Source organism: Leptolyngbya sp. AN10, from assembly GCF_050565645.1.
GTDB lineage: Bacteria > Cyanobacteriota > Cyanobacteriia > Leptolyngbyales > Leptolyngbyaceae > Leptolyngbya.
Genome location: NZ_JBNXVP010000036.1, coordinates 1 through 21,883 on the forward strand (window position 1 = coordinate 1; position 21,883 = coordinate 21,883).

At 47.6% G+C, this 21,883-nt stretch carries 23 protein-coding genes and 3 tRNA genes; 19 read left to right on the forward strand and 7 right to left on the reverse strand.

All coding sequences use genetic code 11. The features are described from left to right. The first annotated feature begins 258 nt into the window (after positions 1–258). Positions 259–462 (forward strand): NblA/ycf18 family protein, encoded by a 204-nt coding sequence (locus tag ACQ4M5_RS32365; RefSeq protein ID WP_430679931.1) that lies wholly within the window; start codon positions 259–261, stop codon positions 460–462. Here ACQ4M5_RS32365 and ACQ4M5_RS32370 read toward each other — a convergent pair. Beyond that, positions 377–580 (reverse strand): Arm DNA-binding domain-containing protein, encoded by a 204-nt coding sequence (locus ACQ4M5_RS32370; protein WP_430679996.1) that lies wholly within the window; start codon positions 578–580, stop codon positions 377–379. The genes ACQ4M5_RS32365 and ACQ4M5_RS32370 overlap by 86 nt on opposite strands. Positions 581–778: 198 nt before the next feature. Further along, positions 779–850 (reverse strand) — tRNA-Gly (locus ACQ4M5_RS32375). Positions 851–998: 148 nt separating this feature from the next. Between ACQ4M5_RS32375 and ACQ4M5_RS32380 the strand changes: the two genes are divergently transcribed. The 3 genes from ACQ4M5_RS32380 (at position 999) to ACQ4M5_RS32390 (ending at position 3,606) form a co-directional block, all read left to right on the forward strand. Continuing rightward, the gene (locus ACQ4M5_RS32380) at positions 999–1,487 is read left to right on the forward strand and encodes a hypothetical protein (protein WP_430679932.1); all 489 of its coding nucleotides are present in this window, start codon (positions 999–1,001) and stop codon (positions 1,485–1,487) included. Between the two features lie 80 nt (positions 1,488–1,567). Next, on the forward strand, positions 1,568–2,467 hold the full coding sequence (locus tag ACQ4M5_RS32385) for an alpha/beta fold hydrolase (protein WP_430679933.1): 900 nt from the start codon (positions 1,568–1,570) through the stop codon (positions 2,465–2,467). An 89-nt stretch (positions 2,468–2,556) separates the two neighbouring features. Continuing rightward, entirely contained in the window at positions 2,557–3,606 is a 1,050-nt protein-coding gene (locus ACQ4M5_RS32390; protein ID WP_430679934.1) for a tetratricopeptide repeat protein, read from the forward strand. A gap of 209 nt (positions 3,607–3,815) precedes the next feature. Here ACQ4M5_RS32390 and ACQ4M5_RS32395 read toward each other — a convergent pair whose 3' ends face one another. Both ACQ4M5_RS32395 and ACQ4M5_RS32400 read right to left on the reverse strand, forming a co-directional pair. Next, the gene (locus ACQ4M5_RS32395; protein ID WP_430679935.1) at positions 3,816–4,703 is read right to left on the reverse strand and encodes an SGNH/GDSL hydrolase family protein; all 888 of its coding nucleotides are present in this window, start codon (positions 4,701–4,703) and stop codon (positions 3,816–3,818) included. A gap of 195 nt (positions 4,704–4,898) precedes the next feature. Then, positions 4,899–5,507, reverse strand: a complete 609-nt coding sequence (locus ACQ4M5_RS32400) for an NYN domain-containing protein (RefSeq protein ID WP_430679936.1) — start codon at positions 5,505–5,507, stop codon at positions 4,899–4,901. Between the two features lie 424 nt (positions 5,508–5,931). Here ACQ4M5_RS32400 and ACQ4M5_RS32405 point away from each other — a divergent pair, with 424 nt between their 5' ends. The 5 genes from ACQ4M5_RS32405 (at position 5,932) to ACQ4M5_RS32425 (ending at position 11,187) form a co-directional block, all read left to right on the forward strand. Then, complete coding sequence (locus ACQ4M5_RS32405) at positions 5,932–7,401, forward strand: site-2 protease family protein (protein ID WP_430679937.1); 1,470 nt, start codon at positions 5,932–5,934, stop codon at positions 7,399–7,401. Between the two features lie 112 nt (positions 7,402–7,513). Continuing rightward, a complete protein-coding gene (locus ACQ4M5_RS32410; RefSeq protein ID WP_430679938.1) occupies positions 7,514–8,242 on the forward strand; it encodes a PIN domain-containing protein in 729 nt (242 codons plus the stop codon). 27 nt (positions 8,243–8,269) lie between these two features. Continuing rightward, a complete protein-coding gene (locus ACQ4M5_RS32415) occupies positions 8,270–9,031 on the forward strand; it encodes a hypothetical protein (RefSeq protein WP_430679939.1) in 762 nt (253 codons plus the stop codon). Between the two features lie 80 nt (positions 9,032–9,111). Next, on the forward strand, positions 9,112–10,761 hold the full coding sequence (locus ACQ4M5_RS32420) for a SpoIIE family protein phosphatase (RefSeq protein ID WP_430679940.1): 1,650 nt from the start codon (positions 9,112–9,114) through the stop codon (positions 10,759–10,761). Positions 10,762–10,764: 3 nt separating this feature from the next. Next, positions 10,765–11,187, forward strand: coding sequence for an ATP-binding protein (locus ACQ4M5_RS32425; RefSeq protein ID WP_430679941.1), 423 nt, complete (start codon positions 10,765–10,767; stop codon positions 11,185–11,187). 125 nt (positions 11,188–11,312) lie between these two features. Here ACQ4M5_RS32425 and ACQ4M5_RS32430 read toward each other — a convergent pair whose 3' ends face one another. Both ACQ4M5_RS32430 and ACQ4M5_RS32435 read right to left on the reverse strand, forming a co-directional pair. Then, entirely contained in the window at positions 11,313–12,653 is a 1,341-nt protein-coding gene (locus ACQ4M5_RS32430; RefSeq protein WP_430679942.1) for a TldD/PmbA family protein, read from the reverse strand. A 393-nt stretch (positions 12,654–13,046) separates the two neighbouring features. Beyond that, positions 13,047–14,519 carry a TldD/PmbA family protein gene (locus tag ACQ4M5_RS32435; protein ID WP_430679943.1) on the reverse strand — a complete coding sequence of 491 codons (1,473 nt, stop codon included), beginning with the start codon at positions 14,517–14,519 and terminating at the stop codon, positions 13,047–13,049. 106 nt (positions 14,520–14,625) lie between these two features. Here ACQ4M5_RS32435 and ACQ4M5_RS32440 point away from each other — a divergent pair, with 106 nt between their 5' ends. From ACQ4M5_RS32440 to ACQ4M5_RS32485, 10 genes are all read left to right on the forward strand, one after another. Next, the gene (locus ACQ4M5_RS32440) at positions 14,626–14,784 is read left to right on the forward strand and encodes a hypothetical protein (protein ID WP_430679944.1); all 159 of its coding nucleotides are present in this window, start codon (positions 14,626–14,628) and stop codon (positions 14,782–14,784) included. A gap of 228 nt (positions 14,785–15,012) precedes the next feature. After that, on the forward strand, positions 15,013–16,563 hold the full coding sequence (locus tag ACQ4M5_RS32445) for an NAD(P)H-hydrate dehydratase (protein ID WP_430679945.1): 1,551 nt from the start codon (positions 15,013–15,015) through the stop codon (positions 16,561–16,563). Positions 16,564–16,620: 57 nt separating this feature from the next. Continuing rightward, a tRNA-Tyr gene (locus ACQ4M5_RS32450) sits at positions 16,621–16,702 on the forward strand. A gap of 10 nt (positions 16,703–16,712) precedes the next feature. Next, positions 16,713–16,784: transfer RNA gene (locus ACQ4M5_RS32455), tRNA-Thr, on the forward strand. A gap of 185 nt (positions 16,785–16,969) precedes the next feature. After that, entirely contained in the window at positions 16,970–17,923 is a 954-nt protein-coding gene (locus ACQ4M5_RS32460) for an Arm DNA-binding domain-containing protein (protein WP_430679946.1), read from the forward strand. A gap of 6 nt (positions 17,924–17,929) precedes the next feature. After that, complete coding sequence (locus tag ACQ4M5_RS32465) at positions 17,930–18,115, forward strand: hypothetical protein (protein WP_430679947.1); 186 nt, start codon at positions 17,930–17,932, stop codon at positions 18,113–18,115. A gap of 201 nt (positions 18,116–18,316) precedes the next feature. Then, entirely contained in the window at positions 18,317–18,631 is a 315-nt protein-coding gene (locus tag ACQ4M5_RS32470) for a hypothetical protein (protein ID WP_430679948.1), read from the forward strand. A gap of 698 nt (positions 18,632–19,329) precedes the next feature. Further along, the gene (locus ACQ4M5_RS32475; RefSeq protein ID WP_430679949.1) at positions 19,330–19,512 is read left to right on the forward strand and encodes a hypothetical protein; all 183 of its coding nucleotides are present in this window, start codon (positions 19,330–19,332) and stop codon (positions 19,510–19,512) included. A 291-nt stretch (positions 19,513–19,803) separates the two neighbouring features. After that, positions 19,804–20,514, forward strand: a complete 711-nt coding sequence (locus ACQ4M5_RS32480; protein WP_430679950.1) for a transposase family protein — start codon at positions 19,804–19,806, stop codon at positions 20,512–20,514. Positions 20,515–20,557: 43 nt separating this feature from the next. Further along, on the forward strand, positions 20,558–20,704 hold the full coding sequence (locus ACQ4M5_RS32485) for a hypothetical protein (protein ID WP_430679951.1): 147 nt from the start codon (positions 20,558–20,560) through the stop codon (positions 20,702–20,704). A 458-nt stretch (positions 20,705–21,162) separates the two neighbouring features. Here ACQ4M5_RS32485 and rpsD read toward each other — a convergent pair whose 3' ends face one another. Beyond that, positions 21,163–21,771 carry a 30S ribosomal protein S4 gene (rpsD, locus tag ACQ4M5_RS32490; protein WP_430679952.1) on the reverse strand — a complete coding sequence of 203 codons (609 nt, stop codon included), beginning with the start codon at positions 21,769–21,771 and terminating at the stop codon, positions 21,163–21,165. Between the last annotated feature and the right edge of the window lie 112 nt (positions 21,772–21,883).

Genomic DNA, 21,883 nt, shown 5'->3' on the forward strand with positions numbered 1-21,883 from the left:
GAACCATCACACTCGCTTCTGGGGTTGGCATGGCAGGATCAATTGGAACTTACTTTCTCACATTACTGAAAAGTTGAAATTCGCTCCTAAAACTGAAGAATTATTTCCGCTTTTCTGCACTAGATCAACTGCAAACGAAGGTAGACAAGCTGCTTGCTGACCTGACAAATGATACCGTTGCATCTGTCACAGGATTTAGCTTCATCTTAGATGCCCTATCTGACGCAGGTATTTTTTGATTTGGTATCAGAGGTCAGTATGAATCCATCGATCGAACTCACGCTAGAACAGGAATTCAGCCTCAGAGATTTCACAGATCAAGTTCGCAGGATGTCCCGTGAGCAAGCTCAAGAATTTTTAATTGCACAATATCGGCTCATGCTAATTCAGAACACAACTTATCAAGAACTTCTAAAACAATCCGCTCGCAGAGAATATCTTTCTCAATTTCTCTCGCCTTGAACTCTACCAGTTTGCAATTTGTGGGCATATCGATGAACCCTGTCGATAAATAGCGCGGCTTGCCTCCGACGTGGAAGACAAGTTGCAACCAATTATTTGAAATTTTGGGCTGAACCATACTTTTGTTTGATTTACCAGACAAGTTGTTGGAATATATCAGGAATCCTTCACGGGGAGAGAGTTCAGCCTTTACTCCCAAAATGAGTTGGAATCGCCCAAATGCCAGTACTATCACACCAAATTTGCTGCTAGATAAATACTACTATTAAACCTTAAAATCCCTTGAAATCAAAGTCGTGAGAGACTTCTGTCAGAAAGCGGGTAACGCGATTCGAACGCGCGACATTCACCTTGGCAAGGTGACGCTCTACCACTGAGCTATACCCGCATTTGGTACTTTAGTAATATCTCAGACTGGTTCGGAATTGTCAAGCTTAGTTGATGAAAAACTTGGAAGCTCGATCGCTAAATCATCCGTCAAATTTACGCCATCAAAGATAAGATTAGTATGAATATTCTTATGATAGCTAGATTCAATGGTTCAGTACACCCTCGCTCAAAGCCCCGAAATCATTCTCACCGTTCCTGGTAAAGACTCGCCAAAAGCACGAGATAAGGCGATGGATCAACTGATGGAATTGATGGACGAGGGCAAGCTTCCAACGGATTTAGCCGATGGCTTCGGTCCGCAGAATTTTATCGAAGTTAAAGATCCAGGGAGTCAACCTGCAAGCGATGAAGATGCAATTACTCAGGCAGTGCAGACGTTGAGTAGTCTGGCGACGTTGAAACTAAAGGCGCAGGAATCGAAATCGGAGGCGCTGCAAGTTCGCAAACAAATTGACATTCTCTTTACGGATGAGTCTGTGACTGAGGAAGAAATTAATGGGCTGAAAGAAGGCTTCAAAGTGCTGAAGAGTTATGCCCAAACGAACTTGAGATATCGAGAAGCGCGATCGCAAGCTGAAGAAGCCCGAACGATTCTTGATCGCGCCCTTTCAGAACCAGAGACGAAGAAGAAGTAGCAGAATCCGAACGATTGCATCCTGGAATTTCTTTGGTGGTTCGTATTATGATCAGACTCAGTTAAGAAATCTTTACAAGAATGACAACTACTGAGCAAGCAAGAGCGCTTCCAACTCTGGAAAAACTGACCTGGGAATGGCAAGGGCATTCAATCCAGTACACGGTTATGGGTACGGGTCAGCCTTTGGTTTTGGTGCATGGGTTCGGGGCATCGATCGGACATTGGAGAAAAAATATTCCAGTGCTGGCAGAAGCCGGGTATCAAGTGTTTGCGATCGACCTGCTTGGGTTTGGTGGGTCTGATAAGCCTGCTTTGGATTACACTGTCGAACTTTGGGTCGAGTTATTGAAAGACTTCTGGACAGCGAATATTCAGCGTCCGGCAGTGTTCGTGGGAAATTCGATCGGTGGATTACTCTGCATGATGGTGTTAGCGCAGCATCCCGAAATTGCAGCAGGTGGAGTCTTGCTAAATCCGGCAGGTGGATTGAATCACCGTCCAGACGAGTTAAATCCGCCGCTGCGATTTGTGATGGGAACCTTTTCTAAGGTGGTTGGCTCGAAGCAGTTCGGGCGGTGGATGTTTGATCAAGTGCGGCAGAAAGGGCGAATTCGGAATAGTTTGAGACAGGTTTATCGCAATCCGGAAGCGATTACCGATGAATTGGTCGATTTGCTGTATGAGCCTTCTTGTCATCCAGGCGCACAGCAGGTTTTTGCCTCGGTTCTGATGGCTCCTCCGGGACCGAGACCGACCGAGCTTTTACCGCAGATTCAAGCGCCGCTGTTGGTGATTTGGGGAGAAGCAGATCCGTGGACTCCGATCGCAGGTTCAAAAATTTACCAATCGCTGGTTGAGTCGCAACCTGTGGAATTTACTTCGATTCCGAATACGGGGCATTGCCCACATGATGAGCGTCCAGAGATTGTGAATCCGTTGATTGTTCAGTGGCTCGATCGCACCGTCGGTAAAAAGTAGGCGGTTTCACGGAACACCCTCATTGGTTAGACAGGTTAGGCTCTGAATTGAAATTCCTGAAACTCTGTCTTAAAACAGTGAGGGTGTCAATGAGTCTAAAAAACAGTCCGAAGCATGAGCAATCCAATGCGCCAGAGCGCGAAACCTTGATGCCGATCGACGAATTGCATGAAACGAGCGATTCTCCCAATCTTGATCTTGCTGAGGCGAATCGGTTATTGCAGCAAGGGATGGAATTGAATCAGCGGGGAGAGTTGCAAGCCGCGATCGCAACTTTACAGAAGGCGCATTTAATCTTTTGGGAAGTGGGAGATCAGCAGGGTACGAAGCAAGCGTTGGAAGGCTTGGGACTGGTTTGCTACACAATGGGCGAATATGCCAAAGCGATCGATTATTCGCAGCGCAGTTTGGTGTTGGCACAACGAATTCGGCATTATCTCAGCAGCGTGAAGATTCTTGGAACGCTGGGGAATGCGTATCGACACTTGGCAGATCATGACAGAGCGATCGATTATCAGAAACAGAGTTTGACGCTGGCACAGGAGCTTCGGGATCAGCGTAGCGAAATGGCGGCTTTGAACAATTTGGGATTGGCGTATAAAGCAGCGAATGATCCACAAGCTGCAATTCAGTGTGAGCGCAAAGCATTAGAGATTGCTCAAGACTTGCAAGATCATGTGGCGACGGGTCAGATTTTGAAGAATCTTGGCAATGCGTATTATGCGCTGGGAGATTTTGAGCAAGCGATCGAATATTACGAACAGCGGTTAGCGCTTGCGCGTCAATTGGGTGATCAGCGGTTGGAAATGCAGGTTTTGAGAAATCTGGGAAATGCTTGCAACGTGATGGGAGAGCATGAGAATTCGATCGTATACAACCTCAAGCGGTTAGAAATTGCGAAGGCGTTGAACGACGATCGCACTCAGGAGCAAGCCTTGGGAAGTTTGTGTGTCGCTTACGAAGCGCTCGGAAAAACGCAATTGGCGATCGAATGTTATGAAGACCGATTGCAGTTAGCGAGACGGCATCAAGATGAGCGTCTAGAATTCTATATCATGAGCAATTTGAAAGCCGCGTTTTCGATGTTAGGAGATTACAGCAGAGCGAGTGAATATAGTCCTCAGTTACGTCACGCTTAGAGGGTGTTTGAGAAGGATAAAAAGCGGCTTTGCTGCGTTGCCAGTCCGCCCGGAAATAAATCTTCGGGCTAATGGAGGAAACCCCGCTGAAGCGGGCTAAGAGAGTCATACGGAGTTCTTAGCCCAGTTGAGTGGGCTTCCCCTGATTAGCCCGGAGATTTATTTCCGGGCGGGTGAATGCGATAAACGATGACTTCTCAAACACCCTCTTAACGAATTGTCGGTTTCACTTGCTCAAACGCGAAGTCTCCTAAAACTTTATGAGCAGCGGTGGTGGGGTGAATGCCATCCCAGAATAGATAACGATCGCAGTTTGCAGAAGAACCCAGACAAGCGGCAGTCACATTGGTAAAGCCGAATTGTCCTGGGTTTTTGATTGCAGTCTGATAGATGTCAAACACATCGAGTTCTGCGATCGCAATATCCGGCTTGCGGAATTGATCAAGCGTAGATGCAAGCGACTGATTGTACGCGATCGCAAAATTGGTTAATTTCTGTGAGGCTTCCGTATTGCGAGTTGCAGGTAATTGTCCTAAATTCGGCAAATTTGCAACTAAAAGACGTTTTGCACCCGATTCAATCAAGGATTGTAATGATCGTCTGAGATTCTCGATCGAATTCGTTGGCGTTTCAGTGCTGTAGAGATAATCGTTTGCACCTGCCCAAATCACGAAAAGTGCCTGCGGATCGATTTTCGGTTGATTCTGCACAAAGGTTTGCACTTGAGCAAGAACGCCTGGAACGCGATTAAGTCCATTTGTCCCCGTTGTCGCGCCACCCCAGGCAAAATTATCAAAGCGATCGTCAGAGAGAGCTAATTTTGCAGCAAGTTCTTCCACCCAAACTCGTCCATTCGAGTATCGTCCCTCAAAATAAGGCGGAGCGGGAGTTTCACCCCCTGTTGCTCGAAAGACATTACCATTATCAGATAGACTATCTCCGAAGACATAAAGCTGATTAATCGGTTGAACCGTAGGCTGCTGAACCGTAGATTGGGCTTGCTGCGATCGAGAAGAAATCATAATGGCGATCGCTGCAACAATTAAAACGACAGCGACAAATAAAGCTATTTTTGGAAGTCGAAACGGACGCTTCATCGCTACTCACACAGTGGAACAAACTCAAAAAAGAGGAGTTCCTTTCAATAGAAACTCCCCTTTACAATACTTAGGATTTAGCGATGCTTAATCTCCCTTTGGACTAATGCAGCACGTTTTCGCTTTTCACTACAGTGTAAAAGAACAATATGGGTCAGTAATCGGGGGTGTTGCACTGTGACACCCTTTTCTATTTCAGGACATGACCAACTCATCGCGCTGGATTAGATCCTTGATTTTTGCCAAATCCACATAGCGATCGGCAATATTGACCAAACTATCGCTCGTCATCGATTGTAGACTGACCACTTCAACTTGAACACCCCGATACGCGATCGTATTCACCGCATAAGTTAAATCGCCATCGCCACTGAGCAAAATCATCGTGTTGCAGTATTGTGCGAGTTCCAGCATATCAACGGCAATTTCGACATCTAAGTTCGCGTGTTTCGATCCATCTGCATTGTGAATCAAATCTTTGGTCACGACTCGATAGCCGTGACGACGCATCCAAAGTAGAAAACCCTGTTGTTTTTCGTTGTGGGGATCAACGCCTGTGTAGAAATAAGCTCTTAGCAATCGCCGACCCGCTGCGAGATAACTTAAGAGTTTCGAGTAGTCGATTTCGAGTCCGAGTTGCATCGCTGCATAGAACAAATTAGAACCATCGATGAAAATGCCAACGCGATCGTGAGTGGATTCGGGATCGAGGAGTAAATTCGAGGGAGGTCGAGCGGAAATCGGATGAACTGCTTCATCGATCGAAGAAACAGCCCGACGGTGTGGACGGGGTACAAGTTGCATAAGAATTTATTGGTGAGTTTAATAAAGCCTGCTCGTCTCCAGTGAGAGCACTTTTTAGTGAATAAACGTAGGTTTGTCTGGCTTCGACCTCGCCAGCAACTCATCGTGTCAGAGAAATGAGTTGATATACCTTGCGTCGGGTCAGATACCGGAGAAACTCAAGACTATTTTTAGGTTTTACCGTGGTTTTTCAGTTTGGAGGCAGATTATTACGAGACCCGATACGATTTTTCATGTTTGTTCGCGTTAGTTCAAAGGAATACGAATCGACTGAGGTAAGGGATTCAGTCTAAAACGCGAAAGATCTAGAAATCCCTGATGCAGCGGAATCTAATACAGTAGATATTGTGTTCTGACTGATTGTAGTTGGATTTGTAGTTCGACCAGTGCGACCAAATTAGCACGATCGTTTGGGGGAGTTGAGATGTTTACTGCGCTCACAATTCTAGTCGCTTTAGGAATTTTGGCATGGGGCTTTAATCGGGCACGTCCTTACGGCAAAATTGGCATTCTGGCATGGCTTCAGTCAGTGGTGCTGATGGCTCCGTGGATTTTGTTCTTTGGCTTATTTGCCGCAGGAATTTACCTCAATCTGGCGGGAATGCTGCTGCTGTTTGTGGTTTCGACTGGAGTGTATATCTGGATTGGACGGCAGTTACGCACAGAAGGACAAGAGTTTTTGGCGAAACGAGCGGCGGCGAAAGTAGCGATCGAGTCTGCTTTGTCCAATTCTGATTCCGGAGCCTCGCCTGCCCCTGCTCCTGTTCCTCAACCTGATGCCGTTTCGATTCCTGATGAGGATATGCAAACGATTAAAGGGATTTTTGGAATCGATACTTTTTTCTTGACTGAAACGATTCCGTATCAGGATGGAGTCATTTTCAGAGGCAATCTGCGCGGTGAACCTGAGCCGACTTTGGCAAAGCTAACGGGCAGTTTGACAGCGCAATTGGGCGATCGATATCGGTTATTTCTAATCGAAAACCAGGACGAAAAGCCCGTGGTGATTGTTTTACCCAGTAAGAACGATCCGAAGCCGTTGAATGTGACGCAGACGTTGTTATCGATCGTGCTTTTCCTGGCAACGATCGCAGCGAGCTTAGAAACGGGTGGCATTCTTCTAGGCTTTGATTTTTATGGTTCTCCAGAGCGCTATCCAGAAGTGCTTCCGTTCAGTTTAGGAATTCTTAGTGTTTTATTGGCGCACGAATTGGGACACTGGATCGCAGCAAAGCGTTATCAAGTTCGGATGAATTTGCCGTTTTTTATTCCCACCTGGCAAATTGGATCGTTTGGTGCAATTACTCGATTTGCGTCGCTGCTTCCGAGTCGAACGGCTCTGTTTGATATTGCGGTGGCAGGACCGATCGCAGGCGGTTTAGTTGCGTTTGGAATGCTGGTGACAGGTCTGTTTCTGTCTCACGAAGGAGCCGGATTCAAAGTTCCGTCTCAGTTCTTTGAAGGTTCGATTCTGGTTGGAACCTTGGCAAGAGTGATTATGGGCACAGCAGTTCAACAATCGATCGTGGAAGTGAATCCTCTCGTTGTTCTGGGCTGGATTGGATTGGTCGTAACTGCGATTAATGTGATGCCAGCGGGACAGCTTGACGGTGGACGGATTGTGCAAGCCGTTTATGGACGAAAGATTGCAAGTCGGGCAACGGTCGCCACGATCGTCATTCTCGGTCTGGCTTCGTTGGTTAATCCATTAGCGCTGTATTGGGCGATCGTGATTGTGGTGCTGCAACGGAATCCAGAGCGTCCGAGTTTGAATGAAATTAGTGAGCCAGATGATGCGCGGGCAGCGATCGCGTTAGTTGTTCTATTTCTGATGGTGATGATTCTTTTACCGCTGACTCCAAGCCTTGCTGGAAGATTGGGAATTGGTGGTTGAGGAAATTGTTTGGCTTCGTTTGTAGCGGCTTCTGCCCCCTAAATCCCCCAAATTTGGGGGACTTTGAGAATTTGAAAGGTTTAGAGTTAACGTTTCTTTTTCGCCCTCGATTATGATTGATTCTCCTCAGATTTTTTTATTAATTGATCTCAATACTTTTTTCGCCTGTAAGCCTTACGAATGGCTGGAATTTGGCAAAGTTGGACGCTGTTATGTGCCGCACATTGTTTATGAAGAATTAGACACTTGGGCAACAAGTCGGAGCCAATCACACGAATCCAAAATTGCTAGAGAATTTCGTCGATTCATGCTCGAAAGCGATTGGCAGTTAACACGTTGTGCCCTGCACACCCCGAAGGGACCGTTAATTTCAACCGAATCTAGACCCATGACTCGTCGGGCGCGGCTCGCATTAGATGTAAAAAATTCGGCTGAAGATTTAGCTCGATCGAGCATTGGGCGATTAGTCGTCGTCGTGTCGAACGATCGCGCTTTAATTCAGCAAGTTCAAGCCTTGAATTTAGACAATCTCGCGGGCATTCCGGTGAGTACACTGCTGACTTGGAGCCGAAGCAAGCGACAACCCCCGATCGTGCTTCAACGATCGCGATCGATGCAAGCCCATTCCCTACTTCTGACAACTGGAAGTTCTCGCACTTCAATTTCTCGCGTCGATTCTCCGAAGTTGCCATCCCATCCGGTGTATCAGAACTCGTGGATCGATCGATTGATGCCGCTGTTCATCATTTTCGGTGGACTCACTTTGGGATGGATTATTGCCCATTCGTTGATTCTGTCTCAAAGTACGGAGAAACCTACGATCGAACTTCCTCGTCGTTAACATAGAAAGAAATTTGTCGGTTGTCTTATGCGTTCCCAGTTGCCCCTGAAGCTGATTTCCTCGATCGCCCTAATCGGCACTTTGTCCCTAATGAGTGGCATTCCACTGTTGCAAGCTACTGCCGCTCCAGCGCGATCGACCACGGAATTACTCGATTATGCTTATCCGAAATCGCTGAGTTGGCGAGTGCGACGGGATTTAGCTCGACGAGTTGGCATTCCTGCAAAAAATCTGCGCGTGATGGAAGCTCAACGACAAACTTGGAGAGATGCTTGTTTGGAACTCGCTGCACCCGATGAACTCTGCGCTCAACAATTGGTAGAAGGTTGGCGAATTGTCGTCGCACACGGACAGCAAACTTGGACGTATCACACCGATGCAACGGGTCGATCGATGCGATTAGAATCCGCCGATCGTGCAGTGACTTTACCGAGAAACGTGGTATTTCGATCGCAGTCTTCAGGCGGATTCGCGGGTCAATCTTATGAAACCGTTCTCTTCACCGATGGGCGAGTTCAACAGAAAATCACTTTTGTCGGTGGAAAAAATGCCCCGGTTCGCTCTTGGCGGGTTTCTCCTGAAAAAGTTCGAGAGTTTCAGCAATTGCTCGATCGTGAACAGTTCCAAACTTTCAATCAGCAAACCTTTCCTGCTACCCCAGGAGCCGCAGATTTCTTCGTCGTTCGCCTGACCAGTCCAAGTAGCAGCGTCGAATATGCCGACATTGAGCAAGAGAAATTGCCTCGATCGCTTAAAACCGTGATCCAAGCTTGGGATTCGTTGCGGTAAACACCGACAGCGCCACTGTTAGTTTCCCGGATGCTGCGGGTACGTTTCGTAAAGACTTTACAACGCATCCGAGGAATTGCATGAGGCGGGAATCAAGCCCCAAGCTCAAACTATTAATCGTGGACGATGAGCCAGATAATCTCGATTTGCTTTACCGCACTTTTCGTCGAGATTACACGGTGATTCGGGCAGAAAGCGCGATCGAAGCCCTCAAAGTTCTAGATGAACAGGGCGAAGTTGCAATTATTATCTCCGACCAACGGATGCCCGAAATGCTGGGAACCGAATTTCTCAGTCGCACCGCCGATCGCTTTCCCGACACGATTCGGATTGTCCTGACTGGATACACCGATGTCGAGGATTTGGTCGATGCGATCAATTCGGGCAAAGTGTTCAAGTACATCACCAAGCCGTGGAAACCCCAACAGCTTGAAGTCGTGATTGGACAAGCCGCAGAGACTTACCGCATTCTGAAGCAGCGAACCGCCGATCTCCGTCGTGCCCTCCGCCGCGAATCTTCTCTCAACGCGATCATGACCGCAATTCGTGAATCGCTCGACTATCAAAATATGCTGCAAACGATCGTCGAAACGATCGGCATTACCTTTGAAGCGAGTTGCTGCATGCTGCATCCGATCGAAGACGATCATCTGCGATCGTACTCTGCAATGTATTGTGCAGAAGAGATACCAATCGGAGATAGTGAAGCAGATCGCCAATCAGAACTTGTCCGGCGTGTCTTTTTCGATCGCTCAACGCACCTGACCTCGAACCATCCACCGCATCTCGTCCTGCCCCTCCGCTATCAGCAAGAGTTACTGGCGATTTTGTCATTGCATCGCTCGATCGACAAACCGATGTGGTCAGCCGAAGATATTCACTTAATCGGAATCGTCTCAGAGCAAGCTGCCTTGGCGATTTCTCAAGCGAGATTATACCGTCGCACTCAACAGCAAGCGGAACAAATTCGTGCAGAATTAGCCGTAGCGCGTCAGATTCAAACTAATCTCTTGCGGCAAACGCTTCCCACTTTAGAAAAGCTCAAAGTTCAAGCTTGCTGCCATCCAGCTCGCGAAGTCGGCGGCGATTTCTTTGAAGTCTACTACCATCCTCAAGGCGATTTATGGTTAGCCGTGGGCGATGTCTCTGGGAAAGGAGTTCCAGCCGCGCTCTTTATGGCAAGTGCGATTTCTGTTCTGCGTCGAGAACTGTCACAGGAAGCCCCTCCAGAACCCGATCAGGTCATGCGAAACTTGAACAGCATTCTTTCCGATGATTTGATGGGAACCAATTGTTTCATCACGATGGTGTTAGCTCGGTACACGCCTGCTACCAATCAGCTTGTTTATGCCAATGCGGGACACATTTACCCGCTCGTTTGGTCAAAACAAACGATCGAATCGAATATCGAACCGACCTATCTCAAAGTCCGAGGTGTCCCGCTTGGAATTTTGCCAGATTGGAAAGCGATCGCAGGCAGTCTCACCCTAAAAGATGGCGAAATTTTCCTGCTCACCAGTGATGGAATTACCGAGGCAACGATTCAGCCGGATAAAGCATTGAGTCGATCGATGGATAGTGCGGGTGCAATGTTACGACAAACTGGACTTTGGAAACTGCTCCGGCAAACCGGGGAACGCTTGGATCTCAAGCAGCTTCTGGCTCAAATTCAAGCCCACAATGCGATTCAAGAAGATGACCAGACGATTCTCTCCCTGGAGGTTTTGTGACCGATGCGAACTGAGCTTCATATCCCCAGCGATTTAAGATTTCTCACCATTGTGGAGCGGTGGCTACTCGATAGTTTAGCGATCGAACTGGGTGAGCAGGTCGATTGGTCACGTCAGTCGAGTCGTTTACGGTTGGCACTGGTCGAAGCCTACTCAAATGTAGTGAGACACGCCCATCGCAATCAGCCGGATCTACCTGTGATTCTACGGTTGGAATTAAGAGGTCGAGATTTAGCGATCGAGATTTGGGATCACGGTCAAGGCTTCGATCTTTCTACTTATCTCGCACCTTCCCCAGAAGCAATGCAGGAACACGGCTACGGTTGGTTGATTCTGAACCGCTTGATGGATCGGGTGGAATACCAATTACAGGTGAATGGTCGCAACTGTCTGAGACTCCAAGCGAATTTGATGAGTGTGGTCTAGAAAAAGCTGCGATCGCGGAATGAAGCGCTGTGATTGATTTGTTGGAATTCGATTTGCCAAGGCATCATGCAGGAAACGATCGGAGAGGTGATACTCTTCGATCGTTTCCTGCATTGCTAAATCATTTACTCGCCCGTAATCGACAGTTCATCTACCCAAACTCTCGGAGCAACTCCTGAGCCTGTGAACTCTGTCTCTTTTTCCACATAAACGATCGACTTCAGCACCTCTCGAATGTCCCCTGCCACAGTTGCCGATTCAATGCTGGTACGCTTTCCATCTTGAATCAACCAACCATCAAACGGCAGTGAGAATGAGCCTTGTAAAGCTTGGACTCCAGCATGAAGCGCACTCAGATCATCAATCAAAATCAGATTGTCTGCATTGTCCAAACTGTATTCTTGTGCCGCAGGTTCACCCGCATACACATGGAAAAAGTGCGGACTAACCGTAACTTTCGCGCCCATGTTCGCGTGTCCAGTCGGTTGTGCATTCATCCGTTTTGCAGTTCCTGAACTGTGTAAGAAGTTTGACAACACACCATTCTTAATCAGAGAAATGGCACGAGTCGGAGTTCCTTCACCGTCAAACGCCTCTGCACCAATGTTTTCAGGATGCAAAGCATTGTCATCTAAACAGAGCAATGGAGAAGCGATCGTACTTCCCAAAGATTCAACAGTCGAAAGACTCTGATTATCCAAAATGCTCTGAGCATTGAACAGATTAGAAAATGCACCCATCAAACCGAGAAAAGCTTCGGGCGAAAATACCACGCGATATTTACCCGTTTTTACTTTGTCATAGTTCAAATGGCTAATTGTTTTTTCTGCGGCTTCTTTAAGACAACCTTCGACATCGAGCTTTTCAATGCCGGGACTAACTCTGAACGCGCCTGCACTTCGAGGTTTGCGACCTTCTTCTTCAGTCTTGGTGTACAGATACAAGGACGCATAAGAATGTGCCTCATGTCGTAATGCACCTTGGCTATTGAGATAAAAACGATCGATATCTCGTTGCGCCAATCCATTGTAGGGAACACCTGCGATCGCGGGATGTGCCGCTAATAGTTCTTTCTCTGCTTTGATTAGCGTCTCTAACAAATGAGAAACCGGAGCTTGTGGAAGATGCTCGCTTTTCACTTCAGCCGTTTTTGCCGTTGCTTCTGGGCTGAAATCGGGAGCATTGTCTTTGACTCCGAAGTAGCTTGCTTCTTTTGCGGTTTTTAATGCAAGCTCTAAACCGATCGGATCAACATCAGTCGTAGAAGTCACACCAACGCTATGGTCTTCATTCCACACGCGCACCGTAACACCCGATCGCTGAGAGGCTTTCATTTGCTGAGGTTCGCCTTGATCGACTTGAACACTCGTTTCATCGATCGACGATCCATAGATATCAAATTTTTCGATACCCAATTTCTTTGCGGCTTCCTGGGCTGCCGTTGCGATCTCTTGAACCTTTGCCATTTGTTTCTCCTTAGGATCGTGAATTAAATAAGATCGGTAATTGCAAAGACGACTCGCCCTCACCCCCAACCCCTCTCCCAGAGTGGGAGAGCTACTGTGTATACACAAGTCGTTTTTGCTTCGGTTGAATCGGCTTCAGCCCCCTAAATCCCCCAAATTTGGGGGACTTTGAAGATAAAAACGCTTTGGAATTCTAGAAATTTCTCTGGCTCAAAGTCCCCCAGAATGGGGGATTTAGGGGGCACGATCTGACCACAACGAAGTGCAAGAGACTTATGTATACACGGTAGGAGTGGGAGAGGGGAGCAAGAGTTCCGGTTCCCCTTCTCCCACTCTGGGAGAAGGGGTTAGGGAATGAGGGCGAAATTCTCGGCATTAATAAATTCACATTCCTTAGCGTCCACCGACCGTGATCGAATCTACTTTCAGATGCGGCTGTCCAACCGTGACATAAACGCTCCCGCTGACAGAACCACAGAATCCCGCTGCCAATCCCAAATCTTTGGAACACATCGAAATCTTGTCCATGATCTCGGTGGCTTCTCCAATCAAAGTTGCACCTTTGAGCGGCTTGGTCACTTTGCCGTTTTCGATCAAATACGCTTCATCGACTGCAAAGTTAAACTGTCCGGTCGGTCCAACACTACCGCCGCCCATCTTTTTGCAATAGATTCCTTTGTCGATCGACGCAAACAAGTCATCAATCTCATACTCACCCGGAGCGATATAGGTGTTCCGCATCCGGCTTGCAGCAGCGAAAGTATAACCTTGACGGCGACCACTTCCGGTTCTGGGATGTCCAGTTCGCACTGAGCCAGCTCGATCGCTGATAAAGTTCTTCAGAATGCCATTTTCGATCAACAACGTGCGTTGAGCAGGCATCCCTTCGTCGTCCATATCGATCGTGCCAAACGCATCAGCAGTAATGCCTTCATCCCAGGCAGTGAGATTTTCGTGAGCAATTTTCTCACCTTTCTTCTCAGCGAATGGAGTGGTCTTACGCTCGATCTGAGTCGTTTCGAGCAAGTGCCCACAAGCTTCATGGAAAATCACACCGCCGAATTCGTTCGCCATGACAACGGGATAGTTGCCCGACTCGACATAATCCGCATACAGCATTTTCGCAGCCGATTCTGCCACTTCTTCCGCATCATTGGCATAGTTCCAAGTTCTGAGGAAATCGGGTTCGCTGGTACTGCCGACACGCTTATTAATGGACGATCGATTCGTTCCATCTGCACACAGCAAGCTATAACCCACCGACTGGGTTAAGCGAATATCTCGTGCAAACGTGCCATCACTCGAAGCGACCAGAACCTCTTGCCAATCACGGAAATAAACGGCTCGGCGCGACTGAACATGAGTTGCCTTTTGAGAAAGCGATCCATTCGCTGCTAGCAAGACATCGCCCATTTCCCGCATCGAACTCGACTGACCGAGCCACGCTTCTTTGCCCTTTTTGGTGGCGTAATCGCGCAACAGTTCGAGATGAATTTCAGGAATAAACGAATTGGGAGCAGGCAAATGCAAGCCCATAATCGATAACCCTTTTTCAAGTGCGGCTTTCAGTCCATTAAACGACAGATCATTCGTCGAAACATAACAATCTGCTTTGCCGCGAAACACTCGAACCCCTGCGCCCGTTGCCAATCGGGGTGCAATGCTAGTAATCGCGTCATCTTCCGCCATGCAGCTAATGTAATTAACGCGCTCTAAGAAAAATTCAATAAAATCTGCTCCAGCCGCTCGCCCCAGTCCAAGCAGAATCGACAAGGGAGCCTCCCACGTTTCATCAAATCTGTCCGGGGTGTAGGAATAGTTCAAGCTGGGTAGCTCTTTAGAAATCAAAAGGGTCGGTGATTGCATCAAGCAAGCCTCGCGCTGGTTTTCATCTATTTTAGCGAAGTCATTCCGCTTCCGGGACACATGTGATTCGAGACAGTCCGTATTCACAGCGTCTTTCTTAAGTGAGATGCGTAAGATTGCGGAGTCCGGTAAATCTAGTCTGGACTGGATTCCTGAGTCATGGTGTGAGATCGACAGCAATCTTCACGAAGAATTAATTGATTTAGCAGCAACTTTGACTGAGCGCTCGGTACAACTGCTGAAGAATATAAAAATTCCCTGGTAATCGCCGAGGTGCGCTATGCGTGATCTTCTCGCTCTGGTCAGCCTAATTTGTTGGCTGGTTCTTATGATTTGGGTGTACCGCAATTCGCCCGAATGGTTTTTCGTGCCCTTCTTTTTTGTAACAACGTTTACGTTTCTCCGCTTAATGCAGCCAAAAAGCTCGTAAAAATCGAATTTGCGAGTTTGAGTTTGCTTGGTAGCCTGAAAGTGCTGTGATTGGAATTGTGTTGTGCATTCTTCAGAGTTCAGGCTAGAGCAAATTCACCGTACGATCGTGACTGCGGATCAAATGCGATCGATTGAACACCGTCTTTTCGATGCGGGAATGCCTGTCGCGGCATTGATGGAAAAAGTGTCGGGACGATTAAGCGATCGTATTTCTAATCTTTTTCCGCCCTGTAAGGTTGGAGTTCTCGTCGGTTCTGGACACAACGGCGGAGATGCGCTGGTGGTGGCGCGAGAGTTGCACTTTCGGGGCTATGAGGTGCGGTTGTGCTGTCCCTTTTCTCGATTCAAAGAGTTAACTGATAGCCATTTACGGTATGCAAAAAGTTTGGGGATTCCTTGTGAATCAGATATTGAGAGTTTGCGATCGTCCGATTTTCTAATCGATGGCTTGTTTGGATTCGGATTGACACGAGCGATTGAGGGACCGATTTTGTCGCTGATCAATCGAATCAATGAATGGAATGTGTCGATCGTCAGTATCGATCTACCGTCCGGACTTCACACCGATACAGGTCGATCGCTCGGAACTGCGATCAGAGCCACTTATACTCTATGTCTCGGCTTGTGGAAACTCGGTTTACTGCAAGACGAAGCTCTAGAATTCGTTGGACAGGCAGAACTGATTGATTTTGATATTCCCCTCGCTGACATTGCCGCAATTCTCGGTAATTCTCCTCAAATTCAGCGAGTGACTTCAAACTGGGCAATGTCCGCTCTGCCTCTGAAGCGTCCCGCCTCAACGCATAAGTACAAGATAGGACATTCACTTCTAATCTGCGGGTCGCGTCGGTATGCAGGAGGCGCGTTACTGACTGGATTAGGAGGACGATCGAGCGGAGTTGGTATGTTATCGATCGCGGTTCCTGAATCGCTCAAACCGATGCTGTCTTCTCATCTTCCTGAAGCGCTGATTATCGGCTGCCCTGAAACGGAATCAGGCGAGATCGCGAAACTGCCAGATCTCGATTTAAGTTCATTTAATGCGATCGCTTGTGGTCCTGGTCTAACCTTAGATGCGGCTCCCATTGTTCAGCAAGTTTTGGAAAGCGATCTCCCGATCGTCCTAGATGCCGATGGACTCAATGCTCTAGCGCAATTTGGAACAATCCCCACTCTACAAAAGCGCCAAGCGGCAACGATTCTGACTCCGCATTCAGGGGAATTCAAGCGATTATTTCCCGATTTGGAGATGAATTGTCGGGCAACTGCGGTAAAAGAAGCGGCGAAATCGACGGGTGCGATCGTCTTATTGAAAGGGGCGAGAATTGCGATCGCATCTCCTGAAGAACAAGTCCGAATCAACCCAGAAAGTACTCCCGCGCTGGCTCGCGGTGGTAGTGGCGATGTGCTAACTGGGCTACTCGGCGGACTCCTAGCGCAAAATTCAGCCGCTCAAAGCAAAGTTCCGCTCTTAGATCTCACCCAAACGGCTGCTTGGTGGCACGCTGAAGCGGGAATTTTGGCGGCTCAAACCCGGACAGAACTTGGGGTTGATGCCCATACGTTGACTCAGTTTTTGATTCCTGCGATCGTCCTGTCCAAAAAATCTTAGATTTTTAGGTCTTCTCATCCGCAATCCTGTGCTATGATTAGTAACTGTGAATGGCAAGGGTCGATGCCCGAGTGGTTAATGGGGGCGGACTGTAAATCCGCTGGCTACGCCTACGCTGGTTCAAATCCAGCTCGGCCCATTCACAGCCTGCCCGTGTGGCTCAGTGGTAGAGCACACCCTTGGTAAGGGTGAGGTCACGAGTTCAATCCTCGTCACGGGCTTTATTTGAAACCCGCTCAATGAGCGGGTTTTCGCGTTTCTATGCTCAATTTGTATCGGCTGCCCATTCTCAACAAGGCACTAGATTGGGGATTTATTGGGAAGTTTAGACCCATTATTGGTAGACAACTGGTAGACGAAAATCGGGCGAATATAATGCGAGCGTACTAAAGGAACGTTGACGCTTATGATTGCTGCTAGAACCAGTGTGAGCCAATTAAGCAACGCTGCTAAGACCCCTAAAGGAACGGTTAAAACTGAAGCCGATAAAGGGTGGTTACGCTTGCGATTTACCTATCAAGGGAAACGCCGTGCTTTTGCCATTGGGTTGCCCGATACCAAAACGAACCGAGCGATCGCACAACAGACTGCGACGCAAATTGAGCTGGATATTAAATCTGGGCACTTTGACCCAACGCTTGCAAGGTATAAGCCGCAAAAACAAGCGGAGATCGAGCAGTCGCCTCAGTTAACCGTAATCGCCTTGTTTCGCAACTTTATGGAATATAAAGCGAAAGAAGTCACGCCCAAAACAATGGAGAAATACCGAGCGACTTGCAATTATTTGAAACAGCATTTTCCCAATAAGTCTGTGAAACTCTTGGACGATCGCAGTGTGGAAGAATTCGTCAAGCATCAATTTAAACAGGGCTTGTCTAAAAACCAGGTCAAACGCCGCTTGCAGGAGTTAGAAGCAGCTTGGAAATGGCATGAAGAAAGCCACAACCCTTGGAAAACAGCGGCGAAGCGGGTCAAAGTCCCGCCCAAGCAGAAACCTAAACCGTTTAGCAAACAGGAAATGGAGGCAATCATCCAGGCATTTCGACGGGACAAATATTATGCCTGGTACGCTGACCTGGTGGAATTTTGCTTTTGCACAGGTTGTAGAACTGGTGAAGCGATCGGTCTTCGTTGGAAGCATCTATTCGATAATTGCTCAAGGATTTGGATCGGTGAGATATGGAGTCGGGGAAAACGATGCCCGCCAAAAATGAACAAGGACCGGCATTTCGCTCTCAATCCCAAAGTACAAAATCTCTTACTGGCTAGAAAATCAGCCAATGCACAACCAGATGATCTGGTCTTTCCATCGCCACGAGGACTAGGAATTGATGACCACAACTTCTCGCAGCGCGGCTAGAGGAAAATGTTAGAAGCGGCGGGTGTCTCCTACCGAAAGTTTTACAACACTCGCCATACATACATCAGTCTTGTTCTTGCAAGTGGAAAGAGTCCTGTGCTAGTTGCGAAATTCACTGGGCACGATTTGGAAACGTTGTTGAAGCATTATGCTGGAGTTGTTGGCAGTCATCCCGCACTTCCTGAAATTTAACAATTTCAACAGAGCTAATAATCTCAAAAAAATGCGATCGTTTCCGATTCTCGTGTTAGTGTTGCCTATGCTTCACGAAATCTAGCTAGATAGCGGAAAAGACTGGAGCGCTAAAATTTATCGGTTTACCTCGCAATGGGACCTCTTAATCCGCGCAAGTGATTGCGCTTAGTCCTCCTACTGTGTAAAAGGTAAACAACTTTGAACAATAATTGCGACTTTTCCGAACAGTGCATTTTTATTGGCAAGCATGAAGCTGCGAAGCTCATTGGATTTGCTCCAGACACTTTGAAGAAGTTCAGAGCTAAAGGGCTTTTGCGAGAAGGCATCCATTGGATTAGAGTCAATTCTCGATCGATCCGCTACAACAAAAGTCTTCTTCTAGATTGGATGATTAACCGCAATGATTTGCACGCGCATGAACGAGCGATCGCAATCTTCTTTGAGAATCAACCTAGCAACCAAAAAAAGGCTTGGCGTAAATCAAAACGCCCCAGTGACACTATGACTTTTTAAGGTTTGTGATGCTGTAAAGCACTCACTATCAATTACCAGTAGCTAAGTAAATTCACTAGAGTTCAAATTCCACATTGATGAAATTCATAGAGGCAAATAGAAATGGCTTTCCCTGATAAGTCTCGTGATGCTTTACCAGGTAATCCAATAGGTGACATCTCCCGACGCTCATCGCAAAGCGATAGAACGCGGGCTTCTCAGTGACTCCTGCTATTGCATCGGACATTTCCTGAGCTTTGGTTTTACGTCCCCGTGATGACCCACCGGAGACAACGTATTGAGTTTGTATCTGCGAGAAAACTTGTGAAGAAATTGCTTTCTACTCCCAGTTCTAGCCCTTCATCGTACATGACGACTCTCGCAAGTCGTTCAGAGGCATTCGAGCTAGACAGCAAGGCGGGAAGCCCTGAAACACTAAGCCCACTTTGGCGGGTAAGCCAATTGTACCATACTCGTTTGCAGCATAGGAGATTGCTCGTCTCGTCGCTGTTCTCCTCCCTCGCCTGCGGCATTGGTCGGAGAACGCTCCTCGACTCGCTCGCATTCTTCCCGACGCTCATGCTTCGCATAGAGCGCGGGGCTGCTGCTGAATAGCTCAACGTCTGAGTGAGATTTTTTCTTACAAATGGAAGGCGATCGCCCGCGCTAATGAGCCTGATTCAGAGTGGAGAACCGTTAAGTATTGTCTGAGTCCTCGTTTGTTATGGCAGAAGCGGCAGGAAGACGAATTAATCGGTGTAAGGTTTGGCTCTAAGACTCAATACGCTCTGATTGACATCGATCGAGGTAGTGCTTACCACCTTGTTCAGAACCCAGAATCACTTCCATTAATACAAGCTGCACTAGAAACGATCGGCATCCATCGCACAATTCTCATCTGATCTAGTTACTCAGAAGGATTGCATCTTTACATTCCACTTCCTTATGAGGTTTCGACTTTTGGATTAGCGAGAACTCTTAAACGTTGCCTAGAAGCGCAGGAAATCTCAATTTCTCTAGGACAGCTTGAGATTTTTCCAAACTGTAAAGCTTATGCACTTCCCGGAGAGTACAGCGAATACAACGGTCATCGCTTACCCCTTCAGCCAAATTCAGGTTCCTTTAGACGTATTCAAAAATTAAATTAGGCAGAAAAAAGATGGTAGGACGGAATTTTTACCGCTCACCATCGAATGAAAAATCTATTCCATTATATCCAGACTTTTCCGCATCGCAGTCGCTCACTTTTGGGGATTGAATATGAGCAATTGTTGCCGTTAATCACCTATCTCCGACAGTTAGAAGCAGACCATCAAGCCGAACAGAATGCCCGCAAGATTCGAGTCAATGCCGCTGGAGCAGGTCGTCCAAGCGCGTTGAGTGCCGAAACCGAGATTTTGTTGTGCTTGTACTACTTGCGACACTACCCGACGTATGAGATTTTAGGCTTAACGTTTGAGGTGAGTGCCAGCCAAGCTCATGCAGTGGTGTACTATTGGGTGCAGTTTTTGCGCCAAGCTTTGCCCGCGAGTCTGTGTGAGGAATTTGAGGACTGCGAGGCAGCATGGGCAGTCATCACAGAAATGCTGGTGGAGTGGGAGTTGATTGTTGATAGCACCGAGCAGGTGCGTCAACGCCCTGGTGACTTGGAACTTCAGAAGCAACACTACTCTGGCAAAAAGAAGCAGACGACCTACGAGCAATCGGTGATTGGCTTGCCCGATGGCAGTGATATTGTCGATGTCACCGTTGCCCATCCCGGACCGAGTGCGGATGTCACCTTGTTTCGGCAACAGCAGTCTCAGTTTCAACAGATGCAGACCTTTGCTGGAGACAAAGCCTATCAAGGAGCAGATCGCACTCGCACGCCGCACAAAAAGCCGCTCATGACGGGAACTCAGTGAGCCACAAATCGAAGCCAATCGCATTTTTGCAGGGGAACGGATTGTGATTGAACATCTGATGCGCCACCTGAAAATCTTCCGGGCTGCCAAAGAGGTTGTGCGATTGAGAAAAGATAATTATTCAGAGGTGATTTTAGCGATTTGTGGCTTAGTCCGACTGCGGTTAGGAGCAATTCAATTGCCTGTTTAAGCAGTAGAAAAAACGGGAGGTGATGACGATGTAAGTCCTCAATGTTGATTGTTCATGGCTGATGGAAACTGCTGCAAACCCGCATGATTGCGTTCGGCAACTATTCTGGTGAGACCATCCTCAAACCCAGGAACAGTAACGCTTGTAAATTTCTGGAAAGGTCTATTTCATATCTCAGGTAGGATTGCTATAGCTGTAGCAGATTTTTTTTGGCAGTCTTGTCAATTTGCCAATATTACATCTAGCTTCAGATCACATTGACTGGAAACCTTTTTTCTGATCATCAATGGTCTCGGACTACTCGGCTTATTGATCACAGGGATCTACAGGACGAATCTATTTCGAGAGCGGCGATCGATTCAAATCGTTAGAAAACGAAACCTCCCAACGCTGACGGAACGTGGGAGGTTGTTTAAGATATTCAATTGCCGCGGTGAATATCGATGTCGGACAAAACCTTAAGCTTGACGTGAGTAGTACTCAACGACCAGCAGTTCATTGATTTGCAGCGCGACCCATTCACGATCGATCACACTATTCACTTTTCCAGTCATCTTGTTCTTATCGAACTCCAAATGACTCGGTAAGTTAGACAATCCAGGGTATTGCAGATTCGCCTCGACTAACTTGCGAGAACGATCGCGATCGCGCACTGCGACCACATCTCCCGGACGGCAGTTGTAGCTTGCAATATCTACAACTTTGCCATTGACAGTTACATGACCGTGGTTGACCAACTGACGGGCACCCGGAATTGTGGGAGCCATTCCTAAACGGAAGACGGTGTTATCCAACCGCATTTCCAACAGTTGCAGAAGAACCTGTCCGGTCGAACCTGCTGCACGACGCGCTTTCCGCACATAGCGAAGCAGTTGTTTTTCGCTCACACCGTAGTTGAATCGCAATTTTTGCTTTTCTTCCAGACGAACCGCATATTCTGAGCGTTTTTTACGAGCTTGTCCGTGTTGTCCGGGCGGATAAGCTCGACGAGCGGATTTTCGCGTCAGTCCGGGTAATTCTCCCAGACGACGGGTGATTCTGAGGCGGGGTCCTCGATATCGCGACATTGAACGTTCCTCGTTTGACTCGAAGATTTAAACAACTTTTCTAGTATAGTACCTAGCCGGGTCGAGCGATAAACCGAAATTTATTTTTCTCGTGATGTGTAGGTGGTGTACT

Excerpts from the sequence above, each read along its gene's own strand:
- ACQ4M5_RS32365 (WP_430679931.1), top strand. The coding sequence starts at position 259 with ATGAATCCATCGATCGAACTCACGCTAGAACAGGAATTCAGCCTCAGA.
- ACQ4M5_RS32370 (WP_430679996.1), bottom strand. The coding sequence starts at position 580 with ATGGTTCAGCCCAAAATTTCAAATAATTGGTTGCAACTTGTCTTCCAC.
- ACQ4M5_RS32380 (WP_430679932.1), top strand. The coding sequence starts at position 999 with ATGGTTCAGTACACCCTCGCTCAAAGCCCCGAAATCATTCTCACCGTT.
- ACQ4M5_RS32385 (WP_430679933.1), top strand. The coding sequence starts at position 1,568 with ATGACAACTACTGAGCAAGCAAGAGCGCTTCCAACTCTGGAAAAACTG.
- ACQ4M5_RS32390 (WP_430679934.1), top strand. The coding sequence starts at position 2,557 with ATGAGTCTAAAAAACAGTCCGAAGCATGAGCAATCCAATGCGCCAGAG.
- ACQ4M5_RS32395 (WP_430679935.1), bottom strand. The coding sequence starts at position 4,703 with ATGAAGCGTCCGTTTCGACTTCCAAAAATAGCTTTATTTGTCGCTGTC.
- ACQ4M5_RS32400 (WP_430679936.1), bottom strand. The coding sequence starts at position 5,507 with ATGCAACTTGTACCCCGTCCACACCGTCGGGCTGTTTCTTCGATCGAT.
- ACQ4M5_RS32405 (WP_430679937.1), top strand. The coding sequence starts at position 5,932 with ATGTTTACTGCGCTCACAATTCTAGTCGCTTTAGGAATTTTGGCATGG.
- ACQ4M5_RS32410 (WP_430679938.1), top strand. The coding sequence starts at position 7,514 with ATGATTGATTCTCCTCAGATTTTTTTATTAATTGATCTCAATACTTTT.
- ACQ4M5_RS32415 (WP_430679939.1), top strand. The coding sequence starts at position 8,270 with ATGCGTTCCCAGTTGCCCCTGAAGCTGATTTCCTCGATCGCCCTAATC.
- ACQ4M5_RS32420 (WP_430679940.1), top strand. The coding sequence starts at position 9,112 with ATGAGGCGGGAATCAAGCCCCAAGCTCAAACTATTAATCGTGGACGAT.
- ACQ4M5_RS32425 (WP_430679941.1), top strand. The coding sequence starts at position 10,765 with ATGCGAACTGAGCTTCATATCCCCAGCGATTTAAGATTTCTCACCATT.
- ACQ4M5_RS32430 (WP_430679942.1), bottom strand. The coding sequence starts at position 12,653 with ATGGCAAAGGTTCAAGAGATCGCAACGGCAGCCCAGGAAGCCGCAAAG.
- ACQ4M5_RS32435 (WP_430679943.1), bottom strand. The coding sequence starts at position 14,519 with ATGCAATCACCGACCCTTTTGATTTCTAAAGAGCTACCCAGCTTGAAC.
- ACQ4M5_RS32440 (WP_430679944.1), top strand. The coding sequence starts at position 14,626 with ATGCGTAAGATTGCGGAGTCCGGTAAATCTAGTCTGGACTGGATTCCT.
- ACQ4M5_RS32460 (WP_430679946.1), top strand. The coding sequence starts at position 16,970 with ATGATTGCTGCTAGAACCAGTGTGAGCCAATTAAGCAACGCTGCTAAG.
- ACQ4M5_RS32465 (WP_430679947.1), top strand. The coding sequence starts at position 17,930 with ATGTTAGAAGCGGCGGGTGTCTCCTACCGAAAGTTTTACAACACTCGC.
- ACQ4M5_RS32480 (WP_430679950.1), top strand. The coding sequence starts at position 19,804 with ATGAAAAATCTATTCCATTATATCCAGACTTTTCCGCATCGCAGTCGC.
- rpsD (WP_430679952.1), bottom strand. The coding sequence starts at position 21,771 with ATGTCGCGATATCGAGGACCCCGCCTCAGAATCACCCGTCGTCTGGGA.